Raw genomic sequence first — 19562 nt, forward strand, 5'->3', positions numbered from 1 at the left:
GTTTAGCGCGCCAACTCCGCCACCCGGCGCACGGCGGCCTCAATGGCAAACTCCTCTTCGCCGCCCTGGCCTTTGACTGCGCCGTCGAGCTCCGCCATGAGAATGACGGCCTTGGTGATATTCTCCCCCGACCAGCGGCGCGCCACCGGCTGGGTGAGCTTGACCGCATACGGTGCCATGCCGGCTTGGGAGGCCAGCGAATACTGGTCACCGCGTGCGGAGTACAGGCGTGCGATGTTGCCCACTTTGTTGGCCAAGGCCGCGGCAATCGCCACGGGGCTCGCGCCGAGTTGTAGGGCGCGGCGGCACGTCGAAACCGCCGCCTCCACGCGCCCAGCCACGGCGGCGTCCGCGATATCCCAGTTGGCCACCTCAGCCACGCCGACGTAGTACTCGTGGACCGCCTCGCGGGTAACCTTGCCGCCGGTATCGAAGACAAGCTGGGAGATGGCAGAGGCGAGTTCGCGGAGGTCGGAGCCGACGCCGTCGAGAAGCGCCTGCACCACATCGGGGGTCGGGCGCACGCCGTGGGAGGCGAACTCACGCGTGGCCCACGGACCCAGCTCGTTCGGGTACAGGGAAAAGACCTCGTGTACCTCGCCGGTCTTGCGCAGGGCGGCGACGATTTCCGGCGGCTTCTTCTTTTTCTTCAGTGTTTTGGCCGTGATGGAGTAGATGAGCACCAGGGTGATGCCGGGCATGGGGTTGGCGGCGGCGTCGAGAAGAATGCGCGTGACCTCTTTGCCGGCCTTCTCGACATCACTGATGACGATGCAGCGCTCATCACCGAACAGGGAGGGGCTGGTGGCCTCGAGGATTTCGCCTTCGCTGACCTCGGAGGCCTTGAGTTTGGTGACATCGCCCTGTTGGACGGAGAGGCGGGCGCGCTCGGCAAGGAACTCGTCATCGCCGAGGATGAGGTGCACGGACATGCCTGTCATCTTAGCAACGCGGCGATGAGCCACCCGCCGAGGAGCAGCACGGCAATGGGCCCAGCTTCCACCGTGGTCAGAGGCATGGCAGCGGCGACGGCGTGGATCCAGTCTGCGAGGGGTTCGATGAGGATGACAAGCGGGCGGCCGAGGCCTATTTGGGCGAGTGCGGCGGCGATGAGCCCCACAACGGTGATGATGGGCACCACGGGTGCTGCCAGCACGTTAGCGATGACGGAGACCACCGAGACGCGCCCGGTCATGAGCGCAATGAGTGGCATGGTGACGATATCCGCGGCGATGGCCACCGCAACCGCACGCGCAATGATGCCGGTTCCCAACACGCGCAGCAGCAGCGGGGTCAGCGCCACAATGCCCGCGGTGGCGGCGACGGACAAGGCGAAGCCGTAGCTGACTGCGAGGTCGCTATCGCAGGCCAGCAGGAACAGCACGCCGAGGGAGAGCGCGTGGAGCGGTTCCATCTTGGAGGAATTGAGCACGGCGAGCAGCCCAGCCACGCCGGCGACGGTGGCGCGCTGGACGGAGGGCTCCCATCCCACCAGCGCCACAAACAACGCCAACGCGCTTGCCGACGCCCCCACCCTCACCCTCTGCCCCTTCACCAGCAACGCTGCCGCGGCACACACGATGGCGACGTTCGACCCGGAGACCGCGCTGAGGTGTGAGAGGCCGGTGTCGATGTAGAGCTGCTTGTCTTCAGGGCTTTGCAGGCTGGTGTCTCCCAGCACCATTCCGGGGATGAGGCCGTTATCGCAGATGTCGCGAAAGTTCGCGGCGACGGTGGCGGTCCAGCTGTGCGCGTGGGCGGTGAGATCGCCGCTGAAGACGGTCTGACCTACCCCGACGCGGTTGGATGGGCCGGGCTGGCCGTGAATCGTGACGAGCGAGCCGGACCAGGCCTCAGGCTGCTCGCTAAGGAAAACCGGAAGCTGCGCCGGGTATCCGGGAACGGACAGGCGCACCATCCACCCCGAGGCGGTCTGGATGGGATCCGCAGTGAGGCGGCCGGTAACCTCGGCGCCGAAGCGGAACTGCCCGGCGCGGTGCATGCGTACAGCGGCCACCGTGGCGAAGAGGGCACCGCTGGCGGTGCAGAGGATGGCCTGCCCAGGCGCGCGCTGGCGCACAAGGACAAAGGCGACAAGCCCCACCAACAACCACGGCTGGCCGAAGAGCACCGCAAGAGTGGCCAACCACGCCACCGCCGCCGCGGGCACGAGCCGCAACTCCCTCACGGACGCACCTTGTCTTTAAGCTGCGCGAACTTTGCCGGACCGATACCGGAGACGTCCATGAGTTGGTCCACCGAGGAAAAGTGTCCCGCTTCCTCGCGGTGCGCGATGATGGCCGCGGCCGTCGCCGGGCCCACGCCCGGCAAGGTCGTGAGCTCCTCCGCGGTCGCGGAATTGAGCGACACCGTCCCATCACCAGTTCCGGCCGCGCCTCCGTCTTCCCCAGGGGCGGCGGGTGGGGCGCCGACGGTGATCTGCTCGCCGTCGTTAAGCTTCTGCGCCAAGTTGAGGTTATCCGTGGGCACCTTCGGCCCCGCGACCGCCAGCGCATCGTTGACGCGCGCGCCCGGAGCCAGGGTGACCAGGCCGGGCGAATCCACCTCCCCGACCACCGACACCACGATGTCCGCCGGCACCTCGCTGCTGAGCGCGGGCACCTCATAAGGATTAGTGGACTCGCGGGAGGTGCCCAGCCACGCGAGCAGACCCACCGCAGCCAGCCCCGCCGCCACGAGCGCCAGTCGCGGGGGCACGCGCAGCCGTGGGCGCGGGTAGTCAACGTTGAGCAGCTCTTCTTCCCCGGTCGGCCGGGTGAGGTCACGAAGACGGTCAGCAATCGCAGTCATGCCCGCGACGCTACGCAGCCCCTCCCCACCCGTCGAGAGCTTGCGCCGCAACCTGTGGATAACTTGTTGAAGGCGTCAACAGCTAACTGAACACGACGGAGACGCCGATGGCTCCGGGGCCGACGTGGACCGAGAGGACGTCGGTAAGCGCAACGCGCATAAAGGACGACTCCGGCAACGCCATACGCAGCAGATCCTCCAGGCGGCGCGCGGCGGCCTCATCCTCGTTATACTGCACCGCAACGAAGGCCGGCTTGCCCTCCGCGCGGGAGGCCACAAGGTCCACGAGCTTGGTAAAAGCCTTAGTCTGCGTGCGGGTTTTGCCCACCATCTCCAATTTTCCGGCCTGCACCGCCATGATGGGCTTGGTGGCCAGGAGGGCTGTGGATAACATCGCCGTCGCCGCGGACATGCGCCCGGAGCGGCGAAGATCCTCCGTAGAGTTGAGATAGACCCATGTGTGGCTGCGCTCTAGAGTGTCGATGGCGCCGTCATAGCATTCCTTCAGCGACGCGCCTTCTTGGGCCAGCTTCGCGGCGGTCATTGCGGCCGCGCCCATGGCCATGCCGGCAGTACCGGAGTCGATGACGCGGACGGTGTCGGGGAAGACACCCGAGGCCGTCACGGCCGCCGACCACGTCGAGGACAGCTCCTTCGACAGGTGGATGGCCAGCACGCCGTCATCGCCGGAGCGCTCCATTTCGCGGCCATACAGCGCCGCGAGTTCCAGCGCCGTGAGCCCCGACGTGGACGTTTCTGCACCGTCCTTGCCGTGGCTTTCCATAACGTGGAGATCCACCACGCTGATGCCCAGCTCCTCCACGATGTCCGCGGGAAGCCCCGCGGCGGAGTCGGTGACGACGCGGATCACTAGACGTCTGCTCCCGCGCCGCCAATGACGGCACCGCCCATGTTCCAGCCGTCGAAGTACCACTGCGCGCGTTCTACGTTGTCCGGTGTGAATTCCAGCGGGGACAGCGGCTGGGAGGCATCGAATTCGGGGCGGGCGGTCAGCTGCGACCAATGCGTGTTCTTCAGCCCGGAGAGGATGCCGTATTGGTGGTGCTCCAGGCCCAACAGGTGGCAGGTCAGCGCGGAAATAGCGCCGCCGTGCGCAACGACGAGCACCGCGCCTTCATCCCAGTCAGGCAGCTCGCGCATGAGCTCATCAATGACTGGGCGGGCACGGCGGGCCACGTCAACGCGGCTTTCGCCCTGCGGCGGGGCCCACGTGGGATCGTGGCGCCACAGAGCGCGCGCACCGGGGTACTGTTCATCGACTTCGGCGGAGGTCATGCCCTGCCAGTCACCGAGGTGGGTCTCACGCAGGCGCTTGTCGACGTCCACCTCAATCCCCAACTGCCGCCCGATTACGTCCGCGGTATCGCGGGCGCGGATGAGGTCGGAGGCCACGATGGCCGTAATCTCTTTGTCCTCGAGCAGCTCGGCGGCGGCCCGGGCTTGGGCATAGCCAACTTCAGACAGCTCGGTGTCGAGGTGCCCCTGCATCCGGCCGGTGGCGTTGTAGGTGGTTTGACCGTGGCGGATGAGGAGGAGGCGGCGGGTCATAATTCGTCGTCTTCCGGCTCCGGCTGGGCCAGCGGAATCTCATCAATGGACTCGACCTCGCGGGGGTTGACCTCGGTGGCCCACTCGCCGGGGCGCTCCGGGGCCTCAATGCCCGGGATCTCGATGAGCGGGCAGTCGTGGTAGAGGCGGTCGAGTCCGTAGAATTCGCGCTGATCATTGCGCTGAACGTGGACGACGATGGGGCCATAATCGAGCAACACCCAGCGGTTTTCGCGGTTGCCCTCACGACGCTTGGGCTCAAAGCCCTTCTTGGTCAGCTCATCCTCCACCTCTTCAACGATGGACGCCACCTGGCGCTCGGTATCGGCGGAGGCCAAGACGAAGACCTCAGTGATGGCGAGCACGTCGGAGACGTCAATGGCGGCGATGTTGGTGGCCAGCTTTTCATCCGCGGCCAAGGCCGCGGTTTCCGCCATGAGGCGTGCTTCATCAGTAATCGACATGACTATCCCTACACAACGCGTACAGTACTAAGACCTCTAGTCTTACACGTCGGGGGCGTGATTTCCTAGTCAGAAGCTGCGCGTGAGTCATCCCAGCGCAAGAATCCTACAGCGGCTTTTCCGGACGCGGGCCATACAGGTGATTCTTGGCGATGTACTGCACGACCCCATCCGGCACCAGGTACCACACCGGCTGGCCTTGTTCGGCGCGGGCGCGACAGTCAGTAGAGGAAATAGCCATGGCGGGGATCTCGATGAGCTCGATGGCGTCTTGAGATTCCTGCGGCAGCATGTCCTTGCTGAGCTCGTAGCCGGGACGGGTTACGCCAACGAAGTGCGCCATCTCCAGCATTTCTTCCCAGTCGCGCCAGCTCATGATGGAGGCGAGCGAGTCTGCGCCGGTGATGAAGTAGAGCTCCGCGTCGAGGAAGACGGCGCGCAGATCCCGCAACGTGTCGATGGTGTAGGTAGGTCCCTCGCGGTCAATGTCCACGCGGGAGACGGTGAAGCGCGGGTTCGACGCTGTGGCCACCATCGTCATGAGATAGCGGTGTTCTGCGGCGGTGACCTGTTTGCCGGCCTTGTGCCAGGGCTGGCCGGTGGGCACGAAGACCACTGTATCGAGGCGGAAGCGGTGGGCTACCTCGCTGGCAGCCACAAGGTGACCGTTGTGGATGGGATCGAAGGTGCCACCCATGATGCCGATGCGTTGCGGACTAGTCATGGGTGGTGAGTATACCGGCCACGGCGTCGATGACCTGCACGTCCTGCCCGGAGAGTTCCCCTAAGAAATAGGACGCGTGACGCTGCGCCTTGGTGGCCAAGGCATCGCCGGCGGCACTGAGGGAGAAATCGCAGGCAAAATCATCGGGGAGGCAGTAATCCACGTACCGGTCTGCGGGAAGTCCAGCGCGGTTGCGCACCCACGGCAGCTGGTGCAGCGGGCTGCCCATTGTGATGACTCCGTGGAGGCGCCCGCTCTTGGCCAGGTGGGCCTCCACACTCGTGGTCACCACAGCTCCCTGCGAGTAACCGGCCACCACCCAGCGCGGGTGGCAGCCGGTGGAGTCCTCATAGTCTGCCACCACCATCGGGGCGTTGGTGATGCCCGTACGCACGCTCTGGATGGCGCCCCACGTGACTGAGCGGACTAGTTCCCCGACTGGGCGCTCCTGCACTATTTCACGCACGCGCAGCAGCATGTGGCGCGGGCTGAGTTCCTCCCCCTCGCGCGCGAGGGGTGGGAGGTTCATGGTGGCGGGATAGGAGACATCATCAAGCGCGAGCACAAAGACATCATCCATTGTGCCGGGATGTCGGCGCTCCACGTGGTGGAAGAGTGCTGCGAAATTTCGCCCCTCGAAGCCGGTGGACGCCGGTGCATGCTCGGCGTAGCGCTGCGGACCAACGTGTTCGCCGTGGGCCTCGTTCTGGTCCGATCCGCGCGCGACAAGCACCACGGTGCCTGGGCAGGTGTCGATACCACCTGCTGCAGCAGGTGGGTTCGCCGTCACGGCCAGTGCTGCGCTGAACAGCGCAAGGAGCGAGAGAAAAGGCTTCACTCTTTCTTGTTTAGCGGAAACGAACCCCATCCACCATGCGGCCGATAGAATCGTAGACCTGATTATCCCACTGGTGGGGGGCGAAGAAGTACTGGCCGTGAGAGCCACCAGTGGGCTCTGCGGCGTACAGGGTGCCTACGGAAAGGTCGCATACGGCATCGAGCGGCAGGCAGTAATCAACACGGTTGCCGGTAGCGCGCGGGTAGGGCATGAAGCCCATCGGGCCGCCAGCACCCTGGGTATTGCCCACCACAGAGGGATCGTTCTTGCGGGTCAGCGGGTTACCAAAGGTAACCACACCAGCGAGTTGGCCGCGGTTAGCCAGTTCCTTCTCATGGCTAGCGATGACCATCGCACCCTGGGAGTAGCCGGACAAGATGTACTGCGGGTGGCAGCCAGTAGCACCTTCGTAGTCGTTGATGGCGCTCATGACGCCGCGCTTGCCAGTCTGCACGGAGTGCGAGAACTGATCCAGGGCCGAGACAGCAGTGTTCACGACCGGCTTAGCGTACTGCAGGACCACGCCTAGCGCCTGCGCCGCAGTGGTGGGCAGCCCCACGTTCGGCACGGTGTACTCCGGGTACGTCGCCGGGTAGTACTTGGGCTCCAAGCCTAGGACGTAGACGTCCTTCATCATCGAGTTACCACCGTGCGTGGCCTGGTAGTGCGATTCGGCGTTGCGCAACATGGCGCGCATGGATTCACCTTCCCACCCATTGGAGGCACGGCCTCCCTGGTTGGAATACTGCGTCGGGTAGATCTGGCCGTTTTGCCCGGAGCCACGAGCGGCCACGAAGACCACTGCGGGGCAGTGCTCATCGGCGCGGGCAGCGGGCGCGGATACGGTCTGAGGGACGATGAGGGCGGACACGGCCATGACGGCGGCGGCCATAGCGGAAGCAAAGCGGGACAACACTAGACACCTATCAGGTTGGATTTATTATCGCGCTTCAGATTACCTAGTCCTGCCCCAGCGCGCAGCATGACCCGGAGTAAGGAGGGAATCCTACTCGAAAAGTTTTCGAGTAGGATGTTTTGCGCAGGTCAGACTCGAAAAATTCCTTTCGAGTAGCTTTCGAGTAGCTTTTCTAGCTCTACTCAGCTCATCCAAAAGGCCCCTCAACAAACCACACTGCTCGTGGATCACGCGGGCCATTACCCCTCCATTTCACAAACCCCTTGTCACGCATGACTTGCAATGCACGACGCACTGACGGAATTGACACACCAAGAGCTTCCGCCACTTCCCCCGTGGACATTGGACGTGCGCTCGTTTCCAACGCCGCCAACGCTCCTTCGGCATGTCGGGGCAAGTCCTTCAGAACGTGCTCGTTCAATCGTTGAATTGCCTTCAATGTCAGAACAACGCTGCCGCTCGTCTGCACATAAGAGGGATCGGCAAATCCGACACGACGCATACCAGCGAACATGCGGCGGATCCCCTCTCCCAGTTCTTGGCCGATGCGAAGCTCAGCAGTAACGCGTGCAATGAGGGGATTGCGCGCGAAACGTGCTATCGATTCAGGCTTAGCAGGATCAACAAGACCTGGAAACCGTCCGGGGCTAGAAATCTCAATCCGATTGGGGTACACCTCGAATCGAATATGGTCACCAGACATGCTGTATGAACGGTGCACAACTGCGTTAACTAGTCCTTCTAACCACACATCATGTGGAATGAGGTTTTCCTCCTCAAATAACCCCGCCCCAGACAGTCTACGAACTGTCGGTAGCATCCTGCCGATTACCTCTTGTGCTGCACGAATCTGCTCCGGCACAGGACCATCAAAGCGACAATCTTCCATCAACTGTTGTTGCCGGCCTGGCAGGCGCTCGTTCTCCGCGAAGCGAAGTACCCGGATGTGAGCATTCGGGAAAAACTCCTGCGGATTCTTTCCAAACAGCAAGAGCGCAGCGGCCCGCGGCCTCCCCTGACGGTCAATCAGATTTCGCGCTCGGAGTGAATCCACACCGGAGGCCGAACCAATAGTGTCAGCATATTCTTCGACTAAGGACATATCGAGGTCCTCCGGACGAGCCTGCGCCAGCACAGTAGCGTCGTACTGCTGCTCGCCCTTGGTATAGCGAAGCTCAAGGATGTCATCGGCCTTGAGATGCCTAGACTCGTCACCGACCCGCAGGTAACACTCCCCTGACTTTAAATAGTGGACCCGCTCGCTGGGTAGGACATGAAAGAGGTACACCTCGATATCCCCGTCAATGTCAAGCGTTTCGATGCGAACTCTAACGGTCGGATCCGTGTGATCCAACGCGGTCTGCCGCAGATCGTTGCCCTGCCCTGCTGTGGGACGGCCATCAAACCCACGATCCGTAATCCCCACGGCAACAACACCCCCCTCGGCATTTGCCATTCCGACGATTGTCTTAGCCAAATCCTTGGGTTTGATTCGGAACGATTTACGATCGAACCACTGATCTTCGGGCACGCTCAAGAGCAGCTGCGGCTCTTCGTGAAAGTTTCGCTGTACGCTCACAGAGCAACATCCTACTCGAAAAGTTTTCGAGTAGGATGTTTTGCGCAGGTCAGACTCGAAAAATTCCTTTCGAGTAGCTTTCGAGTAGCTTTTCTAGCTGTCCTTAGGGGCGGGTCTGGCCGGTGCCCTGAAGGATCCACTTGGTGGAAGTCAGCTCCGGCAACGCCATCGGGCCGCGCGCATGTAGCTTCTGGGTGGAGATGCCGATTTCGGCGCCCATGCCGTAGACCTCACCATCAGTAAAAGCGGTGGAAGCGTTGAGCATGACAGCAGCAGCGTCGACCTCGTTGGCAAAGGTCATGAGTACATCGGCGTCCTGGGCGGCAATGGCCTCGGTGTGGCCGGTGGTGTACTCGGCGATGTGTGCAATAGCCCCATCAACGCCCTCAACAACCTTGGCGCAGATGTCCATGGAAAGGAATTCCTCGCGCCACTCGTCATCAGTAGCCTCCACGGCGTCCTTGACACCGAAGCCCTCGAGTTCCTGCACATCACCGTGAATGGTGACGCCGGCCTCCTGGAGGGAGGTGATGATGCGGAGCTTGGAGGCGTCGCCCAGCGCGGCGTCGATCAGCACGCCCTCCGTAGCATTGCACACGGAGGTACGCCGGGTCTTGCCGTTGATGACCATGTCGATCGCTTTGTCCAGGTCCGCGGAAGCATCGACGTAGAAGTGGCAGTTACCGGTTCCGGTCTCGATAGCAGGAACGGTGGCGTTTTCCACCACCGCGTTGATGAGACGGGCGCCGCCACGCGGGATGACCAAGTCCACAAGCCCACGGGCGGTGATGAGGTCCTGAACGGAATCATGGGTCTCGCACGGCAGCAGCTGCACGCCTTCGCGCGGCAAATCAAACTCCATCAAGGTGTCCTGGAGCAGCTCCACGAGCTTGGCGTTGGAATTCTTCGCGGACTTCGAGCCGCGCAGCAGCGGCACATTGCCAGACTTCAGCGCTAGGCCGAAAGCATCGACGGTGACGTTCGGGCGGGCCTCGTAGACCATGCCCATGACACCGAGCGGCACGCGCACCTGCTTCATCTGGATGCCGTTATCCATGGTGCGGCCCTGCAGGATCTCCCCTACCGGGTCCTGCAGGGAGGCTACCTGGCGTAGGCCCCCGGCAATGCCCTCGATGCGGGCGGCGTCAAGCGAAAGGCGATCGATGAGGGACTCAGACATGCCGTTAGCACGGCCGGCCTCAATATCGCGCTGGTTGGCGGCGAGGATGTCCTCAGTGTGCGCGATGAGATTCTCCGCCGCACGGTTGAGGATCTCATTCTTGCGCGGGGTAGGCAGCTGCGCGAACTGGGGTGCTACCGCCTTGGCGGCGCGGGCTTGGGACAAAACTTCTTCACGTTCGGTAGTGCTCATGCCATACCAGCGTACGGAAGAAGCGCGAGCCCGTCAGGGTTTTCTTGTGAAATAGACCAAGGATCCTACCAGCGCGAAGACAGGGAAGACGAGCCACGCCTGCGACCAATGCACAAGAGAGTCGAGCAGGAGGAATGCAAGGACCGCAAGGATGCCGACGATGACGAAGATATTACCGTTTCTTTTATTCATAAAATGGAATATACAACGATTTATTACTATGCGCAGCGCACGAGGGGTTTAGACCCCATGGTCGCGGCGGTGCTCGGCGCCAGCTTGGAGAAGATTAGAACACGTGACCGATTCCTCGGTCCGGAACGAATATCTAATATCCGGCGTGCGGATCCACGAGGGTGGGCAGCTGCTTCCCCGCCGCAAAAGCCGTAGCCACCTTAATAGTGTGCGCTCCGATCTTTTCGCGCACTGATCGCTGCGTATTAGCAATGTGCGGGGTGATGACCACGCGCTTGTCCTGCCACAGCGGGTGATCCTCCGGGAGCGGCTCAGGGTCGGTGACGTCGAGCGCAGCACCAGCAATCTCCCCGGAGTCCAAAGCAGCAACGAGGTCCTCGGTATTGATGAGCGGGCCACGGCCGACGTTGACCACCACGGCATGTGCTGGCATCTGCTTGAAGGCTTCCCTATCCACCATGTGGCGGGTTTCCGGGGTCAGCGGCGCAATGAGGACGAAGTAGTCCGCATTCGGCCAGACCTTGTCCACCTCGGCGATGGGATATGTTTCATCTGCTCCCTCGACCGGGTTGCCGGAGCGATTGACCGCGATGATACGCGGGCCAAAACCAGACAGCATGGTGATGAGCCGCTTGCCAATCCCACCGGCACCGATAATGGCCACCGTCTTGTCGTCATAAAGGTAAGAGGTGTGGGCCTCCATCTCGGCATAGGAATCAAACGTGCCGTTAACACGGCGGTGCGCATGCAGCTGCGCAAGCAACAACGCGATGGTGGATTCGGCCACCGTGTTGTCGTAGACGCCGGCCGCGTTCGACCACGGCACACTGCTGCCTTTCATGGCATCGAGGACGTGGTCCACACCTGCCGAAGGGATTTGGACAAAGCCGATGTTCTCCGGGAGGGGGTCAGGGAAGTCGGTGCCGTCACCGGTGTAAATGAGGAAGGAGGCGTCGGCAAGCGCGGCGCGCTCAAACCCTGCGGCGTCGAGCACCGCGATGGTCTCCTCCCAGGGCTTGGGCTCAATGGCATATTTCATGAAAGGTCCTCCTCTAATATCCGGCGCGCGGGTCGACGCGCGTGGGCATGGGGTCGCCGCGCTCCCACGCAGCGGCGTTGGCGTTGAAAATAGCACCCATGTGGTGCTCGGCCACCTGAAAGGATGCACCCATATGTGGCGTCATCGTGGCATTAGGTAGATCGTAGAGCGGGTGGCCATCCGGCAGCGGCTCCGGGTCAACGACTTCTAATCCCGCGCCGGCAATGTGACCTTCACGCAGCGCATTCACAAGGTCATCGGTGACCACCGTGCTGCCGCGGCCGACGTTGATAAACAGCGCCGAGTCCTTCATGGCACGAAAAACTGCAGCATCAAAGAAGTGCTCCGTCGCCGTCGTGGTGGGCAGGATGTTGATTACGAAGTCAGCCTCGCTCCACACCTCATCGACGCGCTCGATGGGGATGGTGGCATCAGCGCCGTCAACCACGCGCCCCGAACGGTTAACCGCGGTAATACGCACACCGAAAGGCTTCAAGTACGCAATGAGCTGCTTCCCGATGCCTCCCGCTCCCACAATCAGCACATGTTTCGGCCCCTGCTGGTCATAAAGCCAGGCCTGGGACTCATCAAGCTCTTTCGACACCGACCACGATTTCGCCAGCGCGAAGGCTTTGTGGTGATGTGCTTGGGAGAGCAGAAGTCCTAACGCGGACTCCGCCACCGGCTTGGCAAAGGCCCCTGCCGAGTTGCACCACGGCACTCCACCGTCCCGGATGATGCCGGCATCGATGAGGTGGTTAACCCCCGTGAAGCAATACTGCACCCACTGAATGGAGCTGGGAAGCTCAGGCACATCCTCCGGCGAGGACGAGGTGTTGATGAAGACCTCGGCCTCAGCAAGGCTCTCCACACGCTCATGTCCGGCAGCGTCAATGTCCCGAACTGTGGACTCCCACACGTCCGGCCCCATGTAATAACGCATCAGATTCGGGAGGCGAAGTTGGACAGGTAATCTGCGTGCACCACGGGGCGGCGCAGTTCCTCGGGAAGTTCATCCGTGTGCTTGCCCATGAGTCCGCGCAGCGTCGTCGAGTCATAGCCCACCTCGCCGCGGCCAATGACCTGGCCCTTCGGGCCCATGATGTCAACGATCTCGCCCGCGTTAAACTCGCCCTTGATGTCGGTCAGGCCCACAGCCAAGAGGGAATTGCCGCCGCGCACCACGGCCTCCATCGCGCCTTCATCGAGACGCAGGGATCCGCCAGCATCGGCACAGTAGAGCGCCCAGAACTTCCAGGCGGACAGGCGGCGTTCCTCACGAGTGTGGAAGACGGTGCCCACGGAGGCGTCGTCAAGCGCCTGGCCGATGTTGTCCGTCGACGTCAGCAGCACCGGGATGCCGCCACGGGTGGCCAGGCGAGCAGCGGAGACCTTAGTGGCCATGCCGCCGGTGCCGACCTTGCCGCCGTCACCAGCCACGACCTCCTTCAGATCCTTACCGGTGCGCACCTCCTCAACGAATTTCGCATCGGGCTCGGCCGGGTTCTTGTCATACAGGCCGTCGACGTCGGAGAACAAGAAAAGCGCATCGGCGCTCACGAGATTGGCCACGAGCGCGGACAGGCGGTCATTATCACCAAAGTGCATCTCGGAGGTTGCCACGGTGTCATTTTCGTTAACGATGGGCACGGTGCGCATCTGGCGCAAACGATCAATCGTGCGCTGGGCGTTGCGGGCACGTTCGCGCTTGCCGACGTCCGACGCCGTCAACAGCACCTGTCCAATGGTGCGGTTGTAGCGTGCAAAGGACACGCCCCACTCGTACGCGAGGTGGACCTGGCCGACTGCCGCCGCTGCCTGCTTGGTGGCGAGGTCAGTTGGGCGCTGTGTCAGGCCCAAGGGGCCCATGCCGGCGGCCACAGCACCGGAGGAGACAATGATGATGTCGGAGACATTCATGCGGGCACACACAGCATCCACGATCTTGTCGATTTTCTCCGTGGAGGTGACGAAGTCATCGCGCGTGAGCGAGGAGGAACCGATCTTGATGACGATGCGCTTGGCTTTCGAAATCTGTTCACGCAGCGGAGAGGAGAAGCCACTGGATTTATCCGAGAGCGTGGGAGTCTCCGGATAGTCCATGTCCGGGGTTGGCCCCTCGAAAGGTTCGAGAGGGAGAGGATAGTCGAGCTGGTTGTCCTGTTCAGTTGACATAAAAGCTCAGTATACCGACCTATCCCTGCCAGCGATCGCGGTTCGCGGACTCGCGCGTGATCTCCTCATCCGTGCCGTAATCGAACTCATCCACCAAACCTCGGCGCGCCTGGGAAGCGCGCTTGCGCTCCGCGGCGGAGACGCGCTCGGTGCTCATCAGGCGAGCGTCCTGGCCGCGGCCGGCATCCGTGGCGCGGCCGCCCGCCATAGGCTCGTACTCGAAGGTGATATCCCCGATGGTCACCGGGCAGCCTTCCTTCGCGCCCATCTTGTGCAGCTCGGCCTCCACGCCGGCCTTGGCCAAGCGGTCGGCGAGGTAACCCACGGCCTCGTCATTCTCGAAGTCCGTCTGGCGGATCCAGCGGTCGATCTTCTCACCCTCGACGATGAAGCCGCCCTCCACCTCCGGGTCCTTGGTGATGGTGAAGTCAGCGAAGCGTCCCTTCTTCTTGCCCACGGACTTCGGCTGGATGATGGTGTGGTTCTTATCCGCCTTAACCTTGGGCTGGGACTTGCGGTGCTCGTTGACCATCTCCATGAGCTTGTACTTCAGTGGGTCGAGTCCCTTGCGCGCCACCGCGGAGATGATGAAGACCGGCCAGCCGAACTTTTCCTCAAGGTCGTCCTTGACAAATTCAGCGAGCTCCTCTGCCTCCGGCACATCGGCCTTATTGAGGATGATGACGCGGGGGCGCTCGCGCAGGTCACCGAGGCCGGTGTCTTGCTCCAGCAGCTCCTGGTACTTGGCCAGCTCGTTCTCGAGGGCCTCAATATCGGAGACTGGGTCGCGGCCGGGCTCAATCGACGCGGTGTCCACCACGTGTGCCAGCACCGCGGTGCGCTCGATGTGGCGTAGGAAGTCGAGGCCCAGGCCCTTACCTTCGGCCGCCCCCGGGATAAGCCCCGGAACATCGGCCATGGTGAAGGACTCATTGCCCATGTCCACAACGCCCAGGTTGGGTTGGAGGGTGGTGAAGGGATAATCACCAATCTTCGGCTTCGCGGCCGAGAGCACCGAAATCAGCGAGGATTTACCCGCCGACGGGAAGCCCACCAGGCCAACGTCCGCCATGGACTTCAACTCCAGAACCAGCTCACGTGCCTCACCGGGCTCGCCCTGCAGCGCAAACCCCGGGGCCTTGCGCGCCGCCGATGCCAGCGCCGCGTTGCCCAGACCGCCATAGCCGCCCTCGGCTGCAACAAATCGGGTACCGGGAACAGTGAGGTCCGCGAGCATCTCGCCGTCTTCGGTGTAGACGACGGTGCCAGCTGGCACCTCGAGGATCAGATCCTCGCCACGCGCACCGTTGCGCATGTCACCGGCGCCGTTGCCGCCGCGCTCCGACTTGATGTGCGGGCGGTAGTGAAAATCCATGAGGGTGTGGATCTGGGGAGAGACCTCGAGGAGAATGTCTCCGCCATGACCGCCGTTGCCGCCATCGGGGCCTCCGAGCGGCTTGAACTTCTCGCGGTGGACGGACGCGCAGCCGTGGCCGCCGTCGCCTGCCTGCAGGTGCAATACCACTCGGTCAATGAATCGTGCCATGCCCGCTAGTGTAATGGTTCCAACCATGCCAACCTAGTCAGCCTCCTCCGTCGAGCGACAGAAAACGCCAAAATCCCGAGCTCCACATATCGGGATGCTCGGGACCTAAGACTACAAGCTCTTAAGCGGTGGCCTCTGCGGCTACCTCTTCGGCCGGCACGATGTTGACCATGCGGCGGCCGCGCTTGGTGCCGAACTCGACGGAGCCGGCAGCGAGGGCGAACAGGGTATCGTCGCCGCCGCGACCAACGTTCTCACCCGGGTGGAACTTGGTGCCGCGCTGACGCACGATGATCTCGCCGGCCTTAACCTGCTGACCACCGAAGCGCTTGACGCCGAGGCGCTTGGACTCGGAATCGCGACCGTTGCTGGAGCTGGAAGCACCCTTCTTGTGTGCCATGTGGTTTCCCCTCCTTCAGGGATGAATTACAGCCCGGTTAAGGCTTACTTGATACCGGTAATCTTCAGCGTGGTCACCGGCTGACGGTGGCCCTGACGCTTCTTGTAACCAGTCTTGTTCTTGTACTTGAGGATGTCGATCTTCGGGCCCTTGCCCTGCTCGACAATTTCAGCGGAGACAGAGACCTTCTCCAGGTCAGCTGCCTTCGACTTGACGGTTGCGCCATCGACGAGCAGAACCGGGGTGAGAGCAACGGAGGAACCCGGCTCACCCTCGATCTTCTCGACCTTGACGAGGTCACCTTCAGCAACCTTGTACTGCTTGCCGCCGGTCTTGACGATCGCGTACATAGAGGGCTACCCCTTATCTAAACTCGGCTCGCCAGCGGCTGGGTGACGCCCCTGACGAATGGACATTGGACATTTGCGTTCAGACCAGAAGCCGCGAGAGACGCGCGTGAACCGCGTTCGTCCCGTCCAGCGCATTCGTGGTCTAAACAGCGACTGTCAAAGACTACCCCGTGAGGGGGCGAAAAGGCAAAACGCCTTTTCTAGCGCGAGCTGCGGCGGGTGACACGGCGCCTACCACGCCCACCCCTGCGGCTTGCCGACGCCCCCTTGGCCCCAGCCTCCTTCTTCCGTGCGGGGGTCTCCTCCCGCTTCTGGGTCGTCGAGGACTGTGGAGTCTCCGCCACGATAGTCGGCTGCTGGGCGCTCATCGTGCGGCGCACCGCGCGGCGACGACCGCGACCGCGGGTGTTACGCGCGGATGCACTGTCAGTCTTTTCAGATTCCTTGACCGCGGCAGTGTTGTTTGCCTGCGCCTCCGACTTCGTCGTTGCCTCTGGCTCCTGCTCGAAGTCCTCGCGCTTCGGGCGCACGTCCGAGCGCGAGTTACCACGCGTGCGGCGCTTGCGACGTGGCGACTTTTCGAATTCCTCGACGGCTTCCTCGTAGGTCTTGCGCGAGCGCTGCTGTGGCTGCTCTTCGTGCGACGTGTCCTGTGTGGACGCGGAGTGATCAGCCTTCTGCTCGTCCACGCGCTGAGAGCCCTCAGAGTTCTGAGAGCTTTGCGCCTCGGACTTCTCCTCGGACTTACGCGACGTGCGCGTTGCCCGGCGCGGCTTGCGGGATCGCTTCGACTTCTTCGGCGCCATGCTCTCCGCCACGGCATAGCCAATGGACGCGCTGTCCGGTGTGCCGGCTTCGACCTCGTCGCCGCCGACGTGGTCGACAGCGTCGTCGTCTGAGTCGACGACGACCACGTTGGCCACAAGCTCCTCGAGTGCCGAGTCCTTGCTGCCACGCGCATCCTCGAATGATTCGATGTCGTCTGTGCCGCGAACGGCAGTGTTTTCTACCTCGTCATCATCATGTCGATGCATCCGCACGGCGGCCGGGTGCTGCTTCGGATCGCGGTGCGGTGCACGGCGCTCCTTGCGGCCGCGGCGCTGCGGCTTGGAGTTCTCCTCCTCCGGTTCCTCATCCACTGGGTACTCATGGATGATGATTCCGCGACCGTTGCAGGCCTCACACTCAGTTGAGAAAGTTTCGATGAGGCCGGTGCCCACGCGCTTGCGGGTCATCTGCACTAGGCCTAGCGAGGTCACCTCGGAGACCTGGTGGCGGGTGCGGTCGCGTCCCAGGGCTTCCTTGAGGCGGCGCAGGACGAGGTCCTGGTTTTCCGGCAAGACCATATCGATGAAGTCCACAACGATCATGCCGCCCATATCGCGCAGGCGCATCTGGCGCACGATCTCTTCGGCTGCTTCGAGGTTGTTGCGGGTAACGGTCTCCTCAAGGTTGCCGCCGGATCCGGTGAACTTACCAGTGTTGACGTCGATGACGGTCATGGCCTCAGTGCGCTCGATGATGAGCGTGCCGCCAGACGGCAGCCACACCTTGCGGCTGAGAGCCTTGTGCAGCTGCTCGTCGATACGGTACGTGCTGAAGGCATCCTCTCCATCGTGCTCGCGGGAGTCGTAGCGCACCACGCGATCCGCCAGGTCATGCGCCATGGAATCGACGTAGGCGCGCACTGTGTTGTAGGAGCGCTTGCCATCAACAACGAGCGTGCTGAAGTCCTCATTGAAAAGGTCTCGCACAACTTTGATGAGCAGATCCGGCTCCTCATACATCGTCACCGGCTTAGCACCCTTGGTGGCCTTTTCGTGAGCGGCGCGAGCACTAATGTCCTCCCACAGGGAGTGCAGGCGGTTGACGTCGGTAGCAATGTCCTCTTCCGGGACGTTTTCCGCGGCGGTGCGGATAATGGCGCCGCCATCGCCCGGAATGACGCGCTCCAGAATGCCCTTGAGGCGCTTGCGCTCCGGTGCCGGAAGCTTACGGGAAATACCCGCGCTGCGCCCACCCGGGACATAGACCAGGAAGCGGCCGGCCAGGGAAATCTGGGTTGTCAGGCGCGCACCTTTGTGGCCGATCGGATCCTTAGCCACCTGGACCAGAATCTGATCCCCCGACTTCAGGGCGTTCTCAATCTTGCGCCCGCGCCCACCAATGCCGAGCGCGCGCCAGTCGACGTCCCCCGCATACAGCACGCCATTTCGCCCCTGTCCGATATCAACAAAGGCAGCCTCCATCGAGGGCAAGACGTTCTGAACGCGGCCCAGGTAGATGTTGCCAATCTGGGATGGGTGCGACTCGGTCGTGACGAAGTGCTCGACAAGGAGGTCATCCTCGAGCACACCGACCTGAGTAATAATTCCGGCACCGTCGGTGCGCTGCTTATCGCGCACCACCATCGTGCGCTCCACCGACTCCCGGCGAGCCAAAAACTCCGCCTGGGACACGATGTGCTGGCGCTCGCGACCCTTCTCGCGCAGCTCTGCGCGGCGGCGACGCTGCGCTTCGATGCGGGTCGAGCCCTTGATGGCCTTGGGTTCGTCGATAATCTCGGCCCCACGGCCCTCAGCACCGCGCCCACGTGAGGTGCCGCGGCTGCCGCGACGGCGACCGCGCTGCTGCGGCGACGATGCTGCGTCTTCGTCAGAACCATCGGCGCTATCCAGTACCTCTGGCTTCTGACGCTTCGGCGTCGGGGCGGCCTTCGGCGCCATGAAGACTGGTGCGTACTCGTAGACCTCCGGTTCCTCCTCCGGCATCGGCGTAATCAGCGGAGTGAGGTCATCCTCGTCGAAATCATCGCCGGATTCGGCGAGTGCCTCGTGCAGCATCTCAGCGTCAACCTTGTCCACGATCTGGGAGATTTCATTGTCAACGTTCTTGCGCACGCGTTCGCGCAGCTTTTCCTCGTCCTCGCTCAGCTGCTCGGGCTGCTCGGGCTGCTGTGGCTGTTCCGCAACGTTATCCGCGGAGTCCTCCGGCTGGCTGAACAACTCCTCCTTCGCGGGCTCCTGCTTCTGCGGCTTATCCTTTTGAGGCTTATCCTTCTGGGGCTTTGCGGTCTCAGCTTCTTTCGCTGCATTCTCCGTCTTGTCGGCCTTGGCAACGCGCTTCGCCGCGCGCTTGGCCCGCTTCTTCGGGGCAGTCTTAGTCGACTTTTCCTCAGCCGATGCCTCGGCTGAGGCCTCTGCGGCTGCGGCCTCTTCGTTGGCCTTGTCCTCGATCTTCTCGTCAGCGGCCTGAGCCTCGGAGTGGGTGGTGGGGGCGAGAGCGTCTATAAGTTGCCCAATCTCCTCTGGCGTTGCCGAGGACTGCGCCGACTTCTTCATACCCATATCCGCAAACTGCGCCACCAACTCCTTGGAGGCCACGCCCAGTTGCTTAGCTAAGGCGTACAGGCGGGTTTTGGGCGCAAGTGCGTCACGGTCAATCCCCGCTACCGCTGCTGCCAGAGTCGATTCACTGCGTACTTCTTCTTTTTTCTTGGATGCCATGAACGGCTAATCTCCCGACGTCTGCTCACCCCGGGCGCAGGTTGCCGCCACACGGTGGTGAGACTTTATAAAACTCTTTGC

Annotated in this window: 19 protein-coding genes; all 19 read right to left on the bottom strand. The window is 62.6% G+C overall.

The features are described from left to right. Positions 1 to 2: 2 nt before the first annotated feature. Entirely contained in the window at positions 3 to 941 is a 939-nt protein-coding gene (gene holA / locus CSING_RS10005) for a DNA polymerase III subunit delta (protein ID WP_042531938.1), read from the bottom strand. Next, a complete protein-coding gene (locus tag CSING_RS10010) occupies positions 938 to 2188 on the bottom strand; it encodes a ComEC/Rec2 family competence protein (protein ID WP_042531941.1) in 1251 nt (416 codons plus the stop codon). The genes holA and CSING_RS10010 overlap by 4 nt, the downstream gene beginning before the upstream one ends. Continuing rightward, positions 2185 to 2811, bottom strand: coding sequence for a ComEA family DNA-binding protein (locus CSING_RS10015; RefSeq protein WP_042531943.1), 627 nt, complete (start codon positions 2809 to 2811; stop codon positions 2185 to 2187). Before CSING_RS10015 ends, CSING_RS10010 begins: the two co-directional genes overlap by 4 nt. Positions 2812 to 2893: 82 nt before the next feature. Continuing rightward, positions 2894 to 3682 (bottom strand): DegV family protein, encoded by a 789-nt coding sequence (locus CSING_RS10020; protein WP_042531944.1) that lies wholly within the window; start codon positions 3680 to 3682, stop codon positions 2894 to 2896. Then, entirely contained in the window at positions 3682 to 4380 is a 699-nt protein-coding gene (locus CSING_RS10025) for a histidine phosphatase family protein (RefSeq protein ID WP_042531946.1), read from the bottom strand. Before CSING_RS10025 ends, CSING_RS10020 begins: the two co-directional genes overlap by 1 nt. Next, on the bottom strand, positions 4377 to 4844 hold the full coding sequence (rsfS, locus tag CSING_RS10030; protein ID WP_042531948.1) for a ribosome silencing factor: 468 nt from the start codon (positions 4842 to 4844) through the stop codon (positions 4377 to 4379). The genes CSING_RS10025 and rsfS overlap by 4 nt, the downstream gene beginning before the upstream one ends. Positions 4845 to 4950: 106 nt before the next feature. After that, positions 4951 to 5568, bottom strand: a complete 618-nt coding sequence (gene nadD, locus CSING_RS10035) for a nicotinate-nucleotide adenylyltransferase (protein ID WP_042531950.1) — start codon at positions 5566 to 5568, stop codon at positions 4951 to 4953. Then, complete coding sequence (locus tag CSING_RS10040; protein WP_236683966.1) at positions 5561 to 6406, bottom strand: cutinase family protein; 846 nt, start codon at positions 6404 to 6406, stop codon at positions 5561 to 5563. The genes nadD and CSING_RS10040 overlap by 8 nt, the downstream gene beginning before the upstream one ends. A gap of 10 nt (positions 6407 to 6416) precedes the next feature. Further along, positions 6417 to 7322 (bottom strand): cutinase family protein, encoded by a 906-nt coding sequence (locus CSING_RS10045; RefSeq protein ID WP_236683967.1) that lies wholly within the window; start codon positions 7320 to 7322, stop codon positions 6417 to 6419. Between the two features lie 187 nt (positions 7323 to 7509). Next, on the bottom strand, positions 7510 to 8901 hold the full coding sequence (locus tag CSING_RS10050) for an ATP-binding protein (protein ID WP_042531954.1): 1392 nt from the start codon (positions 8899 to 8901) through the stop codon (positions 7510 to 7512). Between the two features lie 103 nt (positions 8902 to 9004). Further along, a complete protein-coding gene (locus tag CSING_RS10055) occupies positions 9005 to 10273 on the bottom strand; it encodes a glutamate-5-semialdehyde dehydrogenase (RefSeq protein ID WP_042531955.1) in 1269 nt (422 codons plus the stop codon). Between the two features lie 33 nt (positions 10274 to 10306). After that, the gene (locus CSING_RS13745) at positions 10307 to 10465 is read right to left on the bottom strand and encodes a hypothetical protein (protein WP_158407809.1); all 159 of its coding nucleotides are present in this window, start codon (positions 10463 to 10465) and stop codon (positions 10307 to 10309) included. Positions 10466 to 10598: 133 nt separating this feature from the next. Then, positions 10599 to 11504, bottom strand: a complete 906-nt coding sequence (locus CSING_RS10060) for a D-isomer specific 2-hydroxyacid dehydrogenase family protein (protein WP_042531956.1) — start codon at positions 11502 to 11504, stop codon at positions 10599 to 10601. Positions 11505 to 11517: 13 nt separating this feature from the next. Next, positions 11518 to 12447, bottom strand: coding sequence for a D-isomer specific 2-hydroxyacid dehydrogenase family protein (locus tag CSING_RS10065; protein WP_042531957.1), 930 nt, complete (start codon positions 12445 to 12447; stop codon positions 11518 to 11520). After that, entirely contained in the window at positions 12447 to 13679 is a 1233-nt protein-coding gene (gene proB, locus CSING_RS10070; protein ID WP_042531958.1) for a glutamate 5-kinase, read from the bottom strand. The genes CSING_RS10065 and proB overlap by 1 nt, the downstream gene beginning before the upstream one ends. Positions 13680 to 13698: 19 nt before the next feature. Next, positions 13699 to 15225, bottom strand: a complete 1527-nt coding sequence (obgE, locus tag CSING_RS10075) for a GTPase ObgE (protein ID WP_042533400.1) — start codon at positions 15223 to 15225, stop codon at positions 13699 to 13701. Positions 15226 to 15346: 121 nt separating this feature from the next. Continuing rightward, positions 15347 to 15625 (bottom strand): 50S ribosomal protein L27, encoded by a 279-nt coding sequence (gene rpmA, locus CSING_RS10080; RefSeq protein WP_042531960.1) that lies wholly within the window; start codon positions 15623 to 15625, stop codon positions 15347 to 15349. Between the two features lie 44 nt (positions 15626 to 15669). Further along, positions 15670 to 15975 (bottom strand): 50S ribosomal protein L21, encoded by a 306-nt coding sequence (rplU, locus tag CSING_RS10085; protein WP_042531962.1) that lies wholly within the window; start codon positions 15973 to 15975, stop codon positions 15670 to 15672. A 200-nt stretch (positions 15976 to 16175) separates the two neighbouring features. Beyond that, positions 16176 to 19481 (bottom strand): translation initiation factor IF-2 N-terminal domain-containing protein, encoded by a 3306-nt coding sequence (locus CSING_RS10090; protein WP_042531964.1) that lies wholly within the window; start codon positions 19479 to 19481, stop codon positions 16176 to 16178. Positions 19482 to 19562: the final 81 nt, after the last annotated feature.

Origin of the sequence: Corynebacterium singulare (assembly GCF_000833575.1) — a bacterium.
Classification (GTDB): Bacteria; Actinomycetota; Actinomycetes; order Mycobacteriales; family Mycobacteriaceae; genus Corynebacterium; species Corynebacterium singulare.